Below are 13,957 nucleotides of genomic sequence, written 5' to 3' on the forward strand. Positions count from 1 at the left end.
CATGGCAGTTGCACACACAGGTGACAGCGCACGAAACCGGCGGCGCGTGGCGGTCGTGGGGGCGGGCATCTCCGGCCTCACCGCGGCACTCCGCCTCGATCTCCTCGGGTACGAGGTCGAGCTCATCGAGGCGGCCGGGATCCTCGGCGGCCGCTTCGGCCTCGACAAGCTCGGCGACCGGCAGGTCATGACGGGCGGGAAGAACATCGGCCGCCGCTACCACACGTTCCGCTGGTTCACCTCGGAGCTCGGCGCGGACGCGTACGAGTCCTTCGGCTACAACGCGTCCCGCATCAAGGACGGCCAGATCCTCACCCTCGACAGCGAGCGGCGGAGCCAGACCCTGAAGAACATCCGGCGGATGGGCTCGGCCCGCGACTTCGCGCGGATGGCGGCGATGGCGGCGCGGATCCGCGCCGACGAGCGCAACCGCTTCCTGGGTTCGCGCTACTTCAGCGGCGTCTCGCGGCGCCACGACCACGCCCCGCTCAGCTCGTTCTTCGGACGCGAGATGACTGACATGCTGGTCAGGCCCATGGTCATCCGCAACAACGGGGCCGAGCCCGACGAGGTCTACCCCGGCACGTTCGGCACCAACCTGGCGATGCTGATGGACCATTACGATCAGCTGGCCGGTGGCATCCAGCCGGTCCTGGACGCGTTCGCCAAGCGGGTCCCGGTGCGGCTCGGCGCCACCGTGGAGGGCCTGGAGGTCCGCGACGGCAGGGTCACCGGACTGCGCGTCTCCGAGGACGGGGCGCCCGCGCGGACCAGCGACTACGACGGCGTGGTGCTGGCCACCCCGGCCTACGCGACAGCCGAGATCGTCCGCTCCGCGCGGCCCGCGCTCGCCCGGCGGCTGTCGGACGTGAACTACTTCCCGTCCACCGTGGTGCTCGTCGAGTACGACCGGCCCGTCTTCGGCCACGACGTGCGCGCGCTCGCCATGGACGACGGGCCGTGCAGCAACGCCGGTTCGTACGGCATGGAGGAGCGGCACATCGTCCGCTACACCTACAGCGGGCGCGAGGGGCGTCTGACCGACCTCAGCCCGGAGAACATCGGCCGGCTGACCGGTGAGGCCGAGGAGCGCCTGGTGAAGTACCTGGGGGCACCGCGTGCCGAGCGCGTCAACCTCCTGGTCAAGCACTGGAAAGCGGCCTACAGCGGCTACCTTCCGCACCATGCCGGCTTCCTCGCCGAGGTGCGGGAGAGCGTCGCGGGCGTGGCGGGCCTGGAGCTCGCGGGCGACTACATCCAGGGCGTGTCCATCGAGGCGTGCGCCCGGACGGGCCGTGCCGCGGCCGGCCGGCTCGCCGCACACCTCACGTCGCCCTCGGCGTCCGCGCGGGCGGCGGTGTGAGCGGCCCGGCCGACTGGGCGGTGGTCACCGGCGCCTCCTCCGGCATCGGCGAGCACCTCGCCCGGGGCCTGGCCGCGCGGGGGTACGGGCTGTGGCTCGTCGCCCGCTCCACCGACGCCCTCGAACTGCTCGCCAAGGAGTTGCGCGACCGGCACGGCGTGCCGGTGCGCGTGCGGAGCTGCGACCTCGCGGACCCGGCCGCGCGGCGGGCACTCGGAGAGGAGCTGGCCGGGCAGCCCGTCTCCGTGCTCTGCGCCAACGCGGGCTTTCCCGCCTGCGGGCCGTTCAGCGAGAACGATCCCGCCAAGGAGAGCGCCTCGGTCCAGGTCAACGTCGTCTCGCTGCACGCGCTGACGCAGGCGCTGCTGCCGGGCATGCTGGCCCGGCGGCGGGGCGGGATCCTGGTCACCGGTTCGACCGCGGGCTGCCAGCCCGTGCCGACCGCGGCCACCTACTCGGCCGGCAAGGCGTTCGCCAACACCTTCGCCGAGTCGCTGCACGCCGAACTGCGCGGCACCGGGGTGAGCTGCACCCTGCTCGCCCCCGGGCCGGTGCGCACCAACTTCTACGCGGTGGGCGGCATGTCACGGCTCCAGGAGCGGAAGTTCCTGGCCTGGCTGACGCCCGAGCGGGTCGCCGAGGCGGGCCTGCGCGGCCTGGCGCAGGGGCGCCGCGTGGTGGTCCCGGGGCCGGTCGCCAAGGCCCAGTACCTCGCGGGCCGCCACACGCCGCGTGCCCTGCTCTTTCCCGTGCTGCGCGCGGCGGTGCTGCCCGTCTTCCGCAATGCGCGGAGCGGCTCCCGCACCCGCCCGTCAGTCGGTATTCCCCACTTCCGCAAGTGAGAGGCACAGGTACATGGACGGCAGAAAGCACCGTTGGTTCATCCTCGGGGCGTCGCTGATACCGCTGATCGCGGTGTTCGGCGCCATGGCCCTGCTGTGGAACGAGATCTTCGGCTGGTCGGACGTGGTAGTCCTGGTCATCATGTACGCGGTCTCCGGTTTCGGTATCTCGGCCGGCTACCACCGGATGCTCACCCACCGCTCGTTCGAAACGCACAAGCCCATCCGCGTCGCCCTGGCCACCGCGGGGGTGATGGCCGGGCAGGGTCCGCCGCTGATCTGGGCGGCCCACCACCGCAAGCACCACCGCGTCGCCGACAAGCCCGGTGACCCGCACAGCCCCCACCTGGACTTCGAGCCGGGCTTCCAGGGCACGATGGCCGGTCTCTGGCACGCCCACCTGGGCTGGCTCTTCGACGTCAACCTCACCTCCGACCCGATGCGCTACTGCCCGGATCTGGTGCGCGAGAAGCCGCTGCGCTGGCTCAGCGAGAACCTCCTGCTGGTCACCGCCTCCAGCGTCGTGCTGCCCGGCCTCATCGCCTACGCCATCACCGGCGGCGACTGGCAGGCCGGCCTGACCGGCATGCTCTGGGGCGGACTGGTCCGCATCTTCCTGATCAATCACATGACCTACGCGGTCAACTCCGTCGGGCATGTCTTCGGCCGCCGCCGCTACGAGACCACCGACCAGTCGCGCAACGTCGCCTGGCTCTCCATCCCCTCCTTCGGCGAGGCATGGCACAACAACCACCACGCCTTCCCGCGCTCCGCCCGCCACGGCATGAAGTGGTACGAGATCGACCTCTCCGCGATCCTCATCTGGAGCCTGGAGAAGACCCACCTCGCCTGGAAGGTCGTGCGCATCGACCCCGAGCGCATGGAGATGCGCGAGGCGGGCGTCAGCCGCGTCAACGCGGCCTCCCTGGACAAGAGGGAACTCCTGGAGACCCAGCAGAACATCGCGCCCATGGCGGAGCGCCACCGCGAGGCCCGGGAGGCCGACGCCTCGCTGGTGGACGTGGAATAGCCCGGCCACCGGACGAGCGGACAAGTAGACGGGGATCACGTACATGGAGTTCTTCCACGCCCTGACCAACGGGGCTTCGCACGGCGTGCTGCACGAGTGGACGGGCGAGGGATTCGAGCACACCCCCTGGCGCGATGTCGTCAGGGACGCCCACGGCATGGCCGCCGAGCTCCGCGCCCTCGGCGTCGGGCCGGGCACCCGGGTCGCCGCCATTCTCACCAACACACCCGACACGGTCCGCGGCCTGCTGGCGGTCTGGCTGGCCGGCGGCGCGGTGGCCTCGCTGCCGCTGCCGACCCGCGGCCAGAGCCAGGAGGCGTACGGCGAGCAGCTGGTGGCGCTCTCGGCCCGGCTGGACCCGACGCTGCTCCTGGTCGACGACTGGCTGACCGCCATGGTCCCCGCGGAGCTCGGCAAGGAGCTGCCGGTCCACGGCTGGTCGGCGCTGCGCGGCGGGGGACGCATCGAGCCGAGCCCACCGGGCCGGGACGACCTGGCCTTCATCCAGTACTCGTCCGGTTCCACCAGTACCCCCAAGGGCTGCGCGCTGACCACCCGCGCCATCGAGCAGCAGTTGCAGATCATCCTGCATCTGACCGGCGGCCGCCCCGGCGCCGACACCGTCGCCTCCTGGCTGCCGCTCTCGCACGACATGGGCATGTTCGGCTGCCTGCTGTACTCGTGGGCATACGACTTCGACTTCGTGCTGTCGTCGCCCGACCGGTTCGGGATGGCGCCGCGTACGTGGTTCCGGGACATGTCGGAGTACGGGGCGACGATGACCGCGGGCACGAGCACCGCCGTGTACCTCGCGGCGCGGGCGCAGGGCCGGGGGGCACTGCCCAAGGAGCTGAAGCTGCGGGCGGCCGTGATCGGGGCGGAGCGCGTCGACTGGGACACGCTGGCGGCGGCGACGGAGAAGTTCCGGCCGTTCGGCCTGTCCGACACCGCGTTCCAGCCCGCGTACGGCATGGCCGAGGCGACGCTCGCCGTGACCGGGAAGCCGTGGGCCCAGGCACCCAGGGCCCTCGCCTTCGACGGTCCCGCGCTCGTCGAGGGCTCGGTGATCGAGGTGGCACCCGACCATCCGAAGGCGGCCCGGCTGGTCTCCAACGGAGTGACGCTGCCCGGGGTATCGGTCCGTGCGGGGAGCGGCGGCGGCATCTCCGAGATCCTGGTGTCGTCGCCGAGCCTGGCCGGCGGCTACTACGCGGACCCCGGGCGCACCGCCGCACGGTTCCAGGACGGCTGGCTGCGCACCGGCGACCTCGGCTTCGTACGCGACGACGAGCTGTATGTCCTCGGCCGGGCCGACGACATGCTCTCGGTGGGCGGCCGGAAGGTCTACGCCTCCGAGATCGAGTCGGCGGTCGACTCCCTGAAGAACGTCCGCAAGGGCTGCGCCGTCGTCGTCGACGCGGGCGACTCGGGCATGTCCCGTCTCGTGCTGATGGTGGAGCCCCAGGGCAACCCGAAGGACTTCCAACCGATCGCCGAGGAGGCCGCCTCGCTGGCCCTGGAGAAGGCCGGGGTCGCGCTCGCGGAGTGCCTGTTCCTGGCGCGTGGGGTGCTCCCGAAGACGCCCAGCGGGAAGATCCAGCGGTTCCGCTGCCGTGCACTGCTCGACGAGGGGCGGCTCGTGCCCGTGGCGCGGGTGACGTTCGCCTGACCGGCGGCGAGGGCCGGTCAGGGGCGTGGAGTTCCACCTCTTCGAACCCGGGAGCCGCAGGGTGACGTCCTGGCGGCCTGGCTGCTGCTGCGGCAGGCGGGAGTGACGGCCGGGCGCCTGGCAGACCCCGCAGCCGGGGCGCAGCGGGCCCCACGCTCCTTCTGCCGCGGGAAGGCGGCGACGGCGGCGTTCTTCGCCCGGGCGGTGCTCCAGCCGGTCGCGGCTCACCGGCCGCGAGGACGATGTCCTCACGACGCTGGACGAGGACGCCTGGCGAGCCGGTGCGACGGATCCGTCAGGCGGTCGCGCGCCGCCACCCGACGGCGGCCTCCTCGCGGATGACGTCGACGAGGGGCGCACGGTCCTCGCGGAAGGAGAAGTGCCCGCCGGGCAGGGCGAGCCGGCGGGTGCTGCGGTCCAGGTGTCGGGCCCAGCGTCACCGCGAAGAAGCACACCGATCGACCGACCCACCGCGGCACAAACGCGAAGCGGGCAGGACCCCGCCTCTTCGGCGTGGGTCCTGCCCGCTTCCCTGCCGGTCAGTGTTCGGCCTAGCTCAGGTCCTCCGGCAGGAGATGCCTCGCCACCTGAAGGAGCCGCTCCAACCGCGCCGGGTTCGTCTCCACTTCCTGGAGGAGCCAGTAGGCGAAGAGGGCGCTGCCCATTGCCCTGCCGGACAGCACCTCCTCGTACAGCAGCCACGTACCGGCCCGCACCACGTCCTTGCACTCCTCGGCGAGTTCGTCGACGTTCAGATTGACGAACGACCCGAGCAGGTCCAGGAACTGGTGTCGCGCCGCCACGGAGAGACTCCGCCCCGCCAGCCCGGCCATCAGAACCCGGGCGACCGGTACGACGGTCGCCCGCGCCCAGTATTCCTGGATGACGTGCCCCTCGATCCCCCGCGGCTCGGCCTCCTCCGGTGTCCGGGCATCAGCCAGCCGCAGCAGCGCCTCGGGGACATGCTCCGCCGACTTGCAGTTCAGGCACGGGAGCCGGGACCAGTCATAGAGACCGAGTTCCAATTCCATGGCGCCCACTGCCCGCACTTCCTTTTTCTCCATTTCCTCATTGCTTCCCCATCTCCTTGGTGAAACTGCTTCCACAGAGTCCGCCAGATGCCGCCCTCTTGCGGCTCGGCACCCGGTTCGAACTGGGACGGGAACGGAAGGCCCTCCTGGCACTGACGGCAGACCGCACGTTGACTCGGTTTTCGTACTCTCGGCGGGCTTTGCGCTGTGCCGGGACCGCCGGAACACCTTGAACGCCGTCGAGGGTTGGCACCGGGGGCGTTACCCCTTGATCGTGAACACCCTGATCATAAGATCGTGAAGATCCATAGGGCAGGAGTTCCCGTTGGGGACGTCGAAGTACTCGCCTGAGTGCCGGGCCGGTGCTGTCGCTCCGTACCACGCCGGCCCGGGTGGAACGTATGCGTCGGTGGCAAAGGAGGTGGGCGTCAACCACGAGACGCTGCGCACGTGAGCCCCGGGACGCCGAGCAGGCCGCCCGCCCCGAGACTGTGAGGGCCAGCACGATGGAAAAGAGAACCGGCAGTTGCGGGCGAGGGTGAAGGACGTCGAGCTCAAGCGGGAGATCCTGCGGAGGGCCGCGAAGTATTTTGCGGCCGAGACCAGCTGGTGGGCTGCCGCTTCCAGTTCGTCGCCGACAACCGGGGCGCCTTCGGCGTGAAGCGGCTGTGCCGGATGCTAAAGGTCTCCCGCTCCGGCTTCTATTGGCACTTGGCCGGCGCGGAGGCACGGGCCGACCGGGCTCGGGCCGATGCTGAGCTCACCGAGCGGATCACCGAGATCCACCAGAAATCGGACGGCACCTATGGGGCCCCGCGCGTCACCGCCGAACTCCGAGACGGCGGCGAGCGGGTCAATCACAAGCGGAGGGGGGCACGCGTCATGAGGAAGTTCAGCATCATCGGATTCCACCTGCGCAAGAAAAGGTCTGCACCACCATCCCCGAGCCCTCGGCGACGCCCGTCCCGGACCTCTTGCAGCGCGACTTCACTGCGCCCCAGCCGAACACCCGCTATATGAGTGACATGACCTACCTTCCGATGGGCAATGGACAATTCCTTTACCTGGCGACTGTGTTGCATCTGTGCTCGAAACAGCTGGCGGGCTGGTCGATCTCCCATCACATGCGGACCTCGCTGGTCACCGATGCATTAAAGGCCGCCACTGCGGCCCGGGGTACCGGCGGCCTGCGCGGGGCAATCTTCCACAGCGACAACGGCGCGCAATACGCGTCGAAGGGGCTCACTCAGGTCTGCGGGGACCTCGGTGTGATCAGATCGCGCGGCACGGTGGGCACCAGCGCCGACAACGCCGACTACGCCGCCGCGGAATCTCTGACCGTGACCATGAACGCGAGACACTCCAGGGCAGGAAACGGTGGAACGGGGCCCGTGAGGCCCGGCTCGCAGTCGTCCGATGGGCGACTCGCTACAACACCCGACGAAGACACTCCCGCCTCGGCCAGATCAGCCCGATCACTTACGAACAGTGATCAACTACCCCGGCCACCGCCGCATGGGCATGGAATAGCGCAAAGCCGCCGCCTATCGGAGCAACCACGAGACGTTCCTCCGATCGACACCTATCAAGGATTGATTCATGCCAGGCCGCAGCTCCCTGAACCATCCGGAGAAGAAGCTCTACATCGGTGGCGTCGCCCTGATGGTCCTCTTCGTCATCCTGGCATTCGGCTGGCTGTTCGCCGTGGTCACGGCCGCCCTTCTGGCTGCCGTGTTCCTCGTCGTGACCGCCGCCCGACGGGGCGCCTCCGCTCTGCGCGCGCGGCAGAGGCGCAGAGCGTGGTTGATGCTCGCCCTGGCGACCGTGCCGGTATCGCTCCTGGCTCTGCTCATCTCCTACTGCGTCGGTGTCTTCTCCGGCGCCTTGAGCGTGCAGAAGTCCTGCCGGGTCCAACAGGAGCACTACGACGCCGCCTACCGATCGCAGCACGCGGAGGAAATGGATCGCTGGTTCCCGCTGCACAACAAGTGCAACTCAGACTTCGATCTCGTTCCTGCCTGGGTGAACCCCGCCCTTGTAATCTTCGCCGTGCTCCTGGCAGCCGGCATCATCACGGTCGCCGTCGTCGCCGTGACACATTTCAGAACGACAAGAATGAGGAGAAACACATGACTCGCAGCGCCTTTTCATGACCGTCTCAGCCGGCGTCGCCGGCGCCGTCGCACTCGGGGTCGCCGGAGCAGCCCACCCAGGGGCAGCGGCTGAGCAGGCGGACTGGTTCGGCAAACAATCCGACAACGGCCGGCCCGTACTGGACACCGCGAAGTCCTTCGACATCGAGGGGAGTGACCAGAAGGTCCCGCTCACCGACGGAGACGTGTCAACTGCCCTGACATACGTGGCCCGTCGGTTCCACTACGAGATCGACTCGCTCCGAAACGGCGACGTCCACGGCTGGACGATGAGTTGTGGGCGCTGATCGAGACGCTGCTGCCGCCCTGGCCGGAGCGGTCGCCGGGGCCGAGACCGGTGCCGGACCGACTCTGCCTCCAGGGCATCCTGTACGCCCTCTACAACGACATAACCTGGCAACTCCTGCCGCTGGAGCTGAGGCTCGGGTCAGACGTGCTGGCGGCGTCTGGACCGACGGCAGCAGGCCGGCGTCTTCAACCAGTTCCACCGCATCCTGCTCGCGGAACTGAATGCGGCGGGCGAACTCGACTGGTCGCGAGCCTGCGTGGACGGCTCCCACGTGCGCGCAAAAAAAGGGATGCCGACACCGAGCAAGCCGAGGTGTACGGCATCCCCTGAGCTCCCCTGAGCCTCACCGGCCGGCAGGCTGATCAGAGTGCGCGCCACCGCTTTCGTCAGCCGCTTCGCGGCGGTCGCAGCCGGTACTGGTAGCAGGTGCGTTGTGCGTCGACCGTGATCTCACCCGGCTTGCGGTGCGCCGTAGGAGAACTTGTACCCAGCGAAGTCGGCGACATGGACGTACCCGATGCGCTGGTAGAGGGCATTGCTGGTGGGGTTGTCCGGGTCCGTGAACAGGACGACGTCCGTCGCGCCCGCGGCCAACGCGGTCCTGCTCACCTCGACCGTCACGGCCCCCGCGTAGCCGCAGCCCCGGAGGTGGGCCGGGGTGTAGACGGGGTCCACCCGGACCATGCCGCCGACGATCGAGGTCGCGGCCGCCATCGAGACGGGGGTGCCGTCCGAGGTCTCCCAGAACGTGAAGTGCCTGTCGCCGAAACGCGAGTCGTCCCAGGAACCGGCGTCAATCAAGTCGATGGAGGTCTGCTCCCCGACGTCGACACAGAACTCACGGCACCAGCGCACGACTTGCTCACGATCCTGCCCGCCCGTGATACGACCCCGGCCCTCCGGGCGCGGCTGCGGTGGGGTGAGTGTGCCGAGACGGTAGAGATGCGTCCGCCAGAAAAGTGCCGGTGCCGCGCTCGTATGCCGCTGCCATGACGCGGCGAAAGCGCCGGCAGTGTCGTGGTCCGCGATGACGTTGGCGGGTGAGTGGCCGAGGCCGACCAGGTGAGCGGCGAGGGCGTCGGTCTGCTCGACGGAGAGGGGGGTGAGGCCCAGACGGCCGCCCGGAGTGAGATAGAAGACCGCGTGGACGACGCCTCCTGACTCCAGTCGGCCGAAGACGGGGGCTGCGGCGTCGTGTTCGTCCGCCCCGCGTATCCGCAGTTTCTCGATGTCCGTCAGCGGCGTGTTATGCAAGGCGGGGCGCGAGCGCAGGAAGTCCCCGGCTCGGGCGAGGAAGTCGTCAACGTCTTGGGTGAGGTGCCAGTCATCCGGGAGCATGCTTCATGATCCCGGATCTCCTCGACTCGGGGAACACTTGCTCCATGCCTTTCAGCCACGTGACGTAACTGCCCCGATCAGCCGCAGGCTCTTGTCGGCAAGGGAACGAATGACGACAGGCGCCGCCCGCATCCGATGAACCCGGACTTTCCGCGGCCTCGCGACGACGCCGGTCCCATCAGATCCGATGGCGGCTGATGACAGGGTTTGCTGACAGCGCCTGCGGGCTACAGGTTCCGGGAGTTCGGTGTCATCGACCAGTGCCCCGGCCGTGGCGAACTCGCGGTGCGAGTGCCCGAGGCGATGCGCGCCGGGGACGCCTGCCCAGGGGCGGAGACGTCATCGTCCTGATCCGGCCCCGCTCGCACCAAAAGGAGAGCGAACGGAGGAAAAGGCGAGCTGTCGCGCCTCCGAGTCGGCGGAGAGGCTCGTACCACCAGCAGGCCAGCAGCCTGTTGGATGCTGCACGCATGTGGTTGAGCATGACCACTTGGCACCACAGAATTCTCGGCGCTCCTGCCTCGGCCGGTCAGCCACCAGATCGACTGACCAGCGAAGCAACACAACTGACGCCCCATCAGAACAAGCGCCAATCGAGCGTCAAGATACCTCGGAGAGCATCATTCCAGCGTCAAGATTTCGCCCGCAACGCCCACACCGCACATCATGCGCACGCACAAAATCCCAGCTCAGGCGTCCTTCGTCACCCGATCCAAGATCGCCACGCACTCCACATGGTGCGTCATCGGAAAGAGATCGAACGCCCGCAGCCGACGCGGTCCGTACCCCGCCTCGCGGAAGTACTTGAGGTCGCGGGCGAGGGCGGCCGGGTCGCAGGCGACGTAGGCGATGCGGCGGGGGGTGAGGGCGGCGATCCGGTCGACGGTCTTCTTGCCGGCGCCGGCGCGCGGGGGGTCGAGGACGACGAGGTCGACGTCGGTGATGCCGGTGCGGGGCAGGACCTGTTCGACCTTGCCGTGTTCGATGCGGACCCGGTCGAGGTCCTGGAGGTTGTGGCGGGCGTCCTCGACGGCGCGCTTGCCGGATTCGATACCGAGGACCGCGCCCTTGTCGCCGACGCGTTCGGCGAGTGCGCCGGCGAAGAGGCCGACGCCGCAGTAGAGGTCCAGGGCCATATCGCCCTTCTTGGGCATCAGGCCCTGCATGACGGCCTCGACGAGGAGGTCGGCGGCCTTCGGGTGGATCTGCCAGAAGCCGCCGTCGCCGACCCGCCAGGTGCGGCCGGCGGCGCGCTCGCGGACGAACGGGCGGCCGTGCACGCGGTGCACCGCGCCGTCCTTCTCGCCGATGCGCAGCACCGAGACGGGCCGGTCGAGTTCGACGATCGGGAGCCGGCCGCCGGGCTTGGGGGTGAGGATGACCTGGCGGTCGTGGGAGCCGGTGGCGGCGATCGCCTCGACGGTGGCGATCTGCGGCCACTCGCGGCGCTCGATGCCCAGCTCGGAGACGCCGGGGGCGGCGATCATGCAGTGGTCGACGGGCTCGACGTCGTGCGAGCGGTGCTTGCGCAGCCCGGCGCGGCCCTGCTCGTCGATGGCGTACTGGACGCGGGTGCGCCAGGCCGGTACCTCGCCCTTGGCGACCTTGTCGCCCGGCGCGGGTTCGACGGTGCCGTCCCAGCGGGCCTCCTCCGGCGAGAGGCCGGCCAGCCGCGCCAGCTGCTCGGCGATGACGGCGCCCTTGAAGCGGCGCTGGGCGCCGGGCGCGGCGTGCTGCCAGTCGCAGCCGCCGCATTTGCCGGGGCCGGAGAACGGGCAGGGCGCCGGGACCCGGTCCTTGGCGGGGGTGTGGATCTCGACGGCGTCGGCCCGCAGGAAGCGGGCGCCCTCCTCGCCGTCGGTGACGCGGGCGGTGATCCGCTCGCCGGGCAGGGCGTGCCGGACGAAGAGGACCTGGCCCTCGTCCGTGCGGGCGATGCAGTGGCCGCCGTGTGCGACGGGGCCGACCTCGACCTCGTACTCCTCGCCGACCAGCGACTTCTTCGGTTCTGTCTGCATGGCGGCGGGGCTCCTGGGGTGGGGTGGCGCGGCGGGGCCGCGACCGGGGTACGGCCGGACAACAGCCTTCAAGTCTACGTGCCGGGGTGCGGTGCCCGGTGCCGGGCGGGGCGGCACCGGGCCGTGGCCGCTACTTCTTCGTAGCGGACTTCTCCTTCTTCGGCGGGGTGACCGGTCCGCGGCGGACCGAGCCCGGAGCGTTCCATTCCGCGCGTTTGCGGGCGCGCTTCTTGGCGGCCTCGGAGGAGTCCAGCTGCCAGGGCACGGAGGTGACCATGACGCCGGGGGTGAACAGCAGCCGGCCCTTGAGGCGCAGCGCGCTCTGGTTGTGCAGCAGGTGCTCGTACCAGTGGCCGACGACGTACTCGGGGATGTAGACGGAGACCGCGTCGCGGGGGCTCTCCCGGCGCAGCGACTTGACGTGGTCGATGATCGGCCGGGTGATCTCGCGGTACGGGGAGGCGAGGACCTTGAGGGGGACCTCGATGCCGCGGCGTTCCCACTCGGCCCGCAGGGCCTTGGTCTCGGCGGGGTCCACGTCCACGCTGACCGCTTCGAGGGTGTCCGAGCGCATCAGCTTGGCGTAGTTCAGCGCGCGCAGGGTGGGCTTGTGGACCTTGGAGACCAGGACGAGGGAGTGCACCCGGGAGGGCCGGACGACGTCGTCGTCGGGGGTGTCCTCGGCGGCGATCTCGTCGGCGACCCGGTCGTAGTGGCGGCGGATCGCGGACATCGTGACGAAGAAGATGACCATGCCCAGCAGCGCCACCCAGGCGCCGTGGGTGAACTTCGTCAGCAGGACGACGACGAGGACCAGGCCGGTGAGGGAGGCGCCGAAGGCGTTGATGGCGCGCGAGCGGTGCATGCGGCGGCGCTTGGCGGTGTCCTTCTCGGTCAGCAGGTGGCGGTTCCAGTGCCGGACCATGCCGATCTGGCTGAGCGTGAAGGAGACGAAGACGCCCACGATGTAGAGCTGGATCAGCCGGGTGGAGTCCGCGCCGTAGACGTAGACCAGGACGGCGGCGGCGCCGGCCAGCAGCACGATGCCGTTGGAGAAGGCCAGCCGGTCACCGCGGGTGTGCAGCTGGCGGGGCAGGTAGCGGTCCTGGGCGAGGATCGAGCCGAGCAGCGGGAAGCCGTTGTAGGCGGTGTTGGCGGCCAGGAAGAGGACCAGCGCGGTGGCGGCGGCGAGCACCACGAACAGGACCGAGCCGTTGCCGAAGACCGCTTCGGCGACCTGCGAGATGACCGGGTTCTGGGTGTAGCCCGCGCCGACCGGGGTGCCGTTGTGCAGCAGGTCCCTGGCCGGGGATTCCGCCATCTTGACGTTGGTGGCCATGGCCAGCGCGATGATGCCGCAGAACATGGTGACGGCCAGGCCGCCCATGAGCGCGAGGGTGCTCGCGGCGTTCTTCGACTTCGGCTTGCGGAAGGCGGGGACGCCGTTGCTGATCGCCTCGACGCCGGTGAGCGCGGCGCAGCCGGAGGAGAACGCGCGCAACAGCAGGAAGATCAGCGCGAAGCCGGCCAGTCCGCCCTGTTCGGCGTGGATGGTGAAGTCGGCGGTGGGGGCCTTCATGGTGTCGCCGAGCACCAGGCCGCGGAACGCGCCCCAGACGATCATGATGAAGACGCCGGCCACGAAGATGTACGTCGGGATCGCGAAGAGCTTGCCCGATTCCTTGACGCCGCGCAGGTTCATCAGCGTCAGCAGCACGATGATCCCGATGGCGCAGAGCGTCTTGTGCTCGACGACGAACGGGATCGCGGAGCCCAGGTTCTCCACTCCGGAGGCGATGGAGACCGCGACGGTCAGCACGTAGTCGACCAGCAGGGCACTGGCGACGGTCAGCCCGGCCTTGGGCCCGAGGTTGGTGGTGGCGACCTCGTAGTCGCCGCCGCCGCTCGGGTAGGCGTGCACGTTCTGCCGGTACGACGCCACGACGGTGAACATCAGCACCACGACCGCGAGGGCGATCCAGGGGCTGAAGTGGTAGGCCGACACACCCGCGACGGACAGGACGAGCAGCACCTCGCCGGGCGCGTAGGCCACGGAGGAGAGCGGGTCGGAGGCGAAGACGGGGAGTGCGATGCGCTTGGGGAGAAGCGTTTCCCCCAGCTTGTCGCTGCGCAGCGCGCGCCCGATCAGGATCCGTTTGGGCACGTCGGTCAGTTTGGACACGGAGAGGATGCTAAGCCTTCGTCAAGGCCCCCGCCCACCCGC

At 69.7% G+C, this 13,957-nt stretch carries 12 protein-coding genes and 1 pseudogene; 9 read left to right on the forward strand and 4 right to left on the reverse strand.

What is annotated here, in order from left to right; genetic code table 11:
* Window position 1 precedes the first annotated feature (1 nt).
* The 5 genes from ACLJWH_RS30550 (at window position 2) to ACLJWH_RS30570 (ending at window position 5,246) form a co-directional block, all read left to right on the forward strand.
* Window positions 2-1,363 (forward strand): protoporphyrinogen/coproporphyrinogen oxidase, encoded by a 1,362-nt coding sequence (locus ACLJWH_RS30550; protein ID WP_411145014.1) that lies wholly within the window; start codon window positions 2-4, stop codon window positions 1,361-1,363.
* Entirely contained in the window at window positions 1,360-2,205 is an 846-nt protein-coding gene (locus tag ACLJWH_RS30555) for an SDR family NAD(P)-dependent oxidoreductase (protein ID WP_131124353.1), read from the forward strand. Before ACLJWH_RS30550 ends, ACLJWH_RS30555 begins: the two co-directional genes overlap by 4 nt.
* 13 nt (window positions 2,206-2,218) lie before the next feature.
* The gene (locus tag ACLJWH_RS30560; RefSeq protein ID WP_052861137.1) at window positions 2,219-3,235 is read left to right on the forward strand and encodes an acyl-CoA desaturase; all 1,017 of its coding nucleotides are present in this window, start codon (window positions 2,219-2,221) and stop codon (window positions 3,233-3,235) included.
* Between the two features lie 43 nt (window positions 3,236-3,278).
* A complete protein-coding gene (locus tag ACLJWH_RS30565; protein ID WP_411145015.1) occupies window positions 3,279-4,904 on the forward strand; it encodes an AMP-binding protein in 1,626 nt (541 codons plus the stop codon).
* 69 nt (window positions 4,905-4,973) lie between these two features.
* Window positions 4,974-5,246 (forward strand): acyl-CoA dehydrogenase C-terminal domain-containing protein, encoded by a 273-nt coding sequence (locus tag ACLJWH_RS30570; protein ID WP_411145134.1) that lies wholly within the window; start codon window positions 4,974-4,976, stop codon window positions 5,244-5,246.
* Between the two features lie 209 nt (window positions 5,247-5,455).
* Here the strand turns inward: ACLJWH_RS30570 and ACLJWH_RS30575 are convergent, their stop codons facing one another.
* Window positions 5,456-5,968, reverse strand: a complete 513-nt coding sequence (locus tag ACLJWH_RS30575; protein WP_411145016.1) for a hypothetical protein — start codon at window positions 5,966-5,968, stop codon at window positions 5,456-5,458.
* Between the two features lie 292 nt (window positions 5,969-6,260).
* On the opposite strand from ACLJWH_RS30575, the pseudogene ACLJWH_RS30580 reads away from it, so the two are divergent.
* The 4 genes and pseudogenes from ACLJWH_RS30580 to ACLJWH_RS30595 all read left to right on the forward strand — a co-directional run bounded on the left by ACLJWH_RS30580 (window position 6,261) and on the right by ACLJWH_RS30595 (window position 8,707).
* A pseudogene (locus ACLJWH_RS30580) lies at window positions 6,261-7,427 on the forward strand (IS3 family transposase).
* Window positions 7,428-7,534: 107 nt separating this feature from the next.
* The gene (locus ACLJWH_RS30585; protein ID WP_411145017.1) at window positions 7,535-8,068 is read left to right on the forward strand and encodes a hypothetical protein; all 534 of its coding nucleotides are present in this window, start codon (window positions 7,535-7,537) and stop codon (window positions 8,066-8,068) included.
* A gap of 16 nt (window positions 8,069-8,084) precedes the next feature.
* On the forward strand, window positions 8,085-8,375 hold the full coding sequence (locus ACLJWH_RS30590) for a hypothetical protein (RefSeq protein WP_411145018.1): 291 nt from the start codon (window positions 8,085-8,087) through the stop codon (window positions 8,373-8,375).
* Entirely contained in the window at window positions 8,363-8,707 is a 345-nt protein-coding gene (locus ACLJWH_RS30595) for a transposase (protein ID WP_411145019.1), read from the forward strand. The genes ACLJWH_RS30590 and ACLJWH_RS30595 overlap by 13 nt, the downstream gene beginning before the upstream one ends.
* Window positions 8,708-8,827: 120 nt before the next feature.
* Here the strand turns inward: ACLJWH_RS30595 and ACLJWH_RS30600 are convergent, their stop codons facing one another.
* The 3 genes from ACLJWH_RS30600 to ACLJWH_RS30610 all read right to left on the reverse strand — a co-directional run bounded on the left by ACLJWH_RS30600 (window position 8,828) and on the right by ACLJWH_RS30610 (window position 13,915).
* A complete protein-coding gene (locus ACLJWH_RS30600; RefSeq protein WP_411145020.1) occupies window positions 8,828-9,715 on the reverse strand; it encodes a GNAT family N-acetyltransferase in 888 nt (295 codons plus the stop codon).
* A gap of 689 nt (window positions 9,716-10,404) precedes the next feature.
* Window positions 10,405-11,733 carry a class I SAM-dependent RNA methyltransferase gene (locus ACLJWH_RS30605; protein WP_411145021.1) on the reverse strand — a complete coding sequence of 443 codons (1,329 nt, stop codon included), beginning with the start codon at window positions 11,731-11,733 and terminating at the stop codon, window positions 10,405-10,407.
* 130 nt (window positions 11,734-11,863) lie between these two features.
* The gene (locus ACLJWH_RS30610; RefSeq protein WP_411145022.1) at window positions 11,864-13,915 is read right to left on the reverse strand and encodes an APC family permease; all 2,052 of its coding nucleotides are present in this window, start codon (window positions 13,913-13,915) and stop codon (window positions 11,864-11,866) included.
* Between the last annotated feature and the right edge of the window lie 42 nt (window positions 13,916-13,957).

The organism is Streptomyces sp. x-80, from assembly GCF_046549095.1.
In the GTDB taxonomy this organism is placed as follows: domain Bacteria; phylum Actinomycetota; class Actinomycetes; order Streptomycetales; family Streptomycetaceae; genus Streptomyces; species Streptomyces celluloflavus.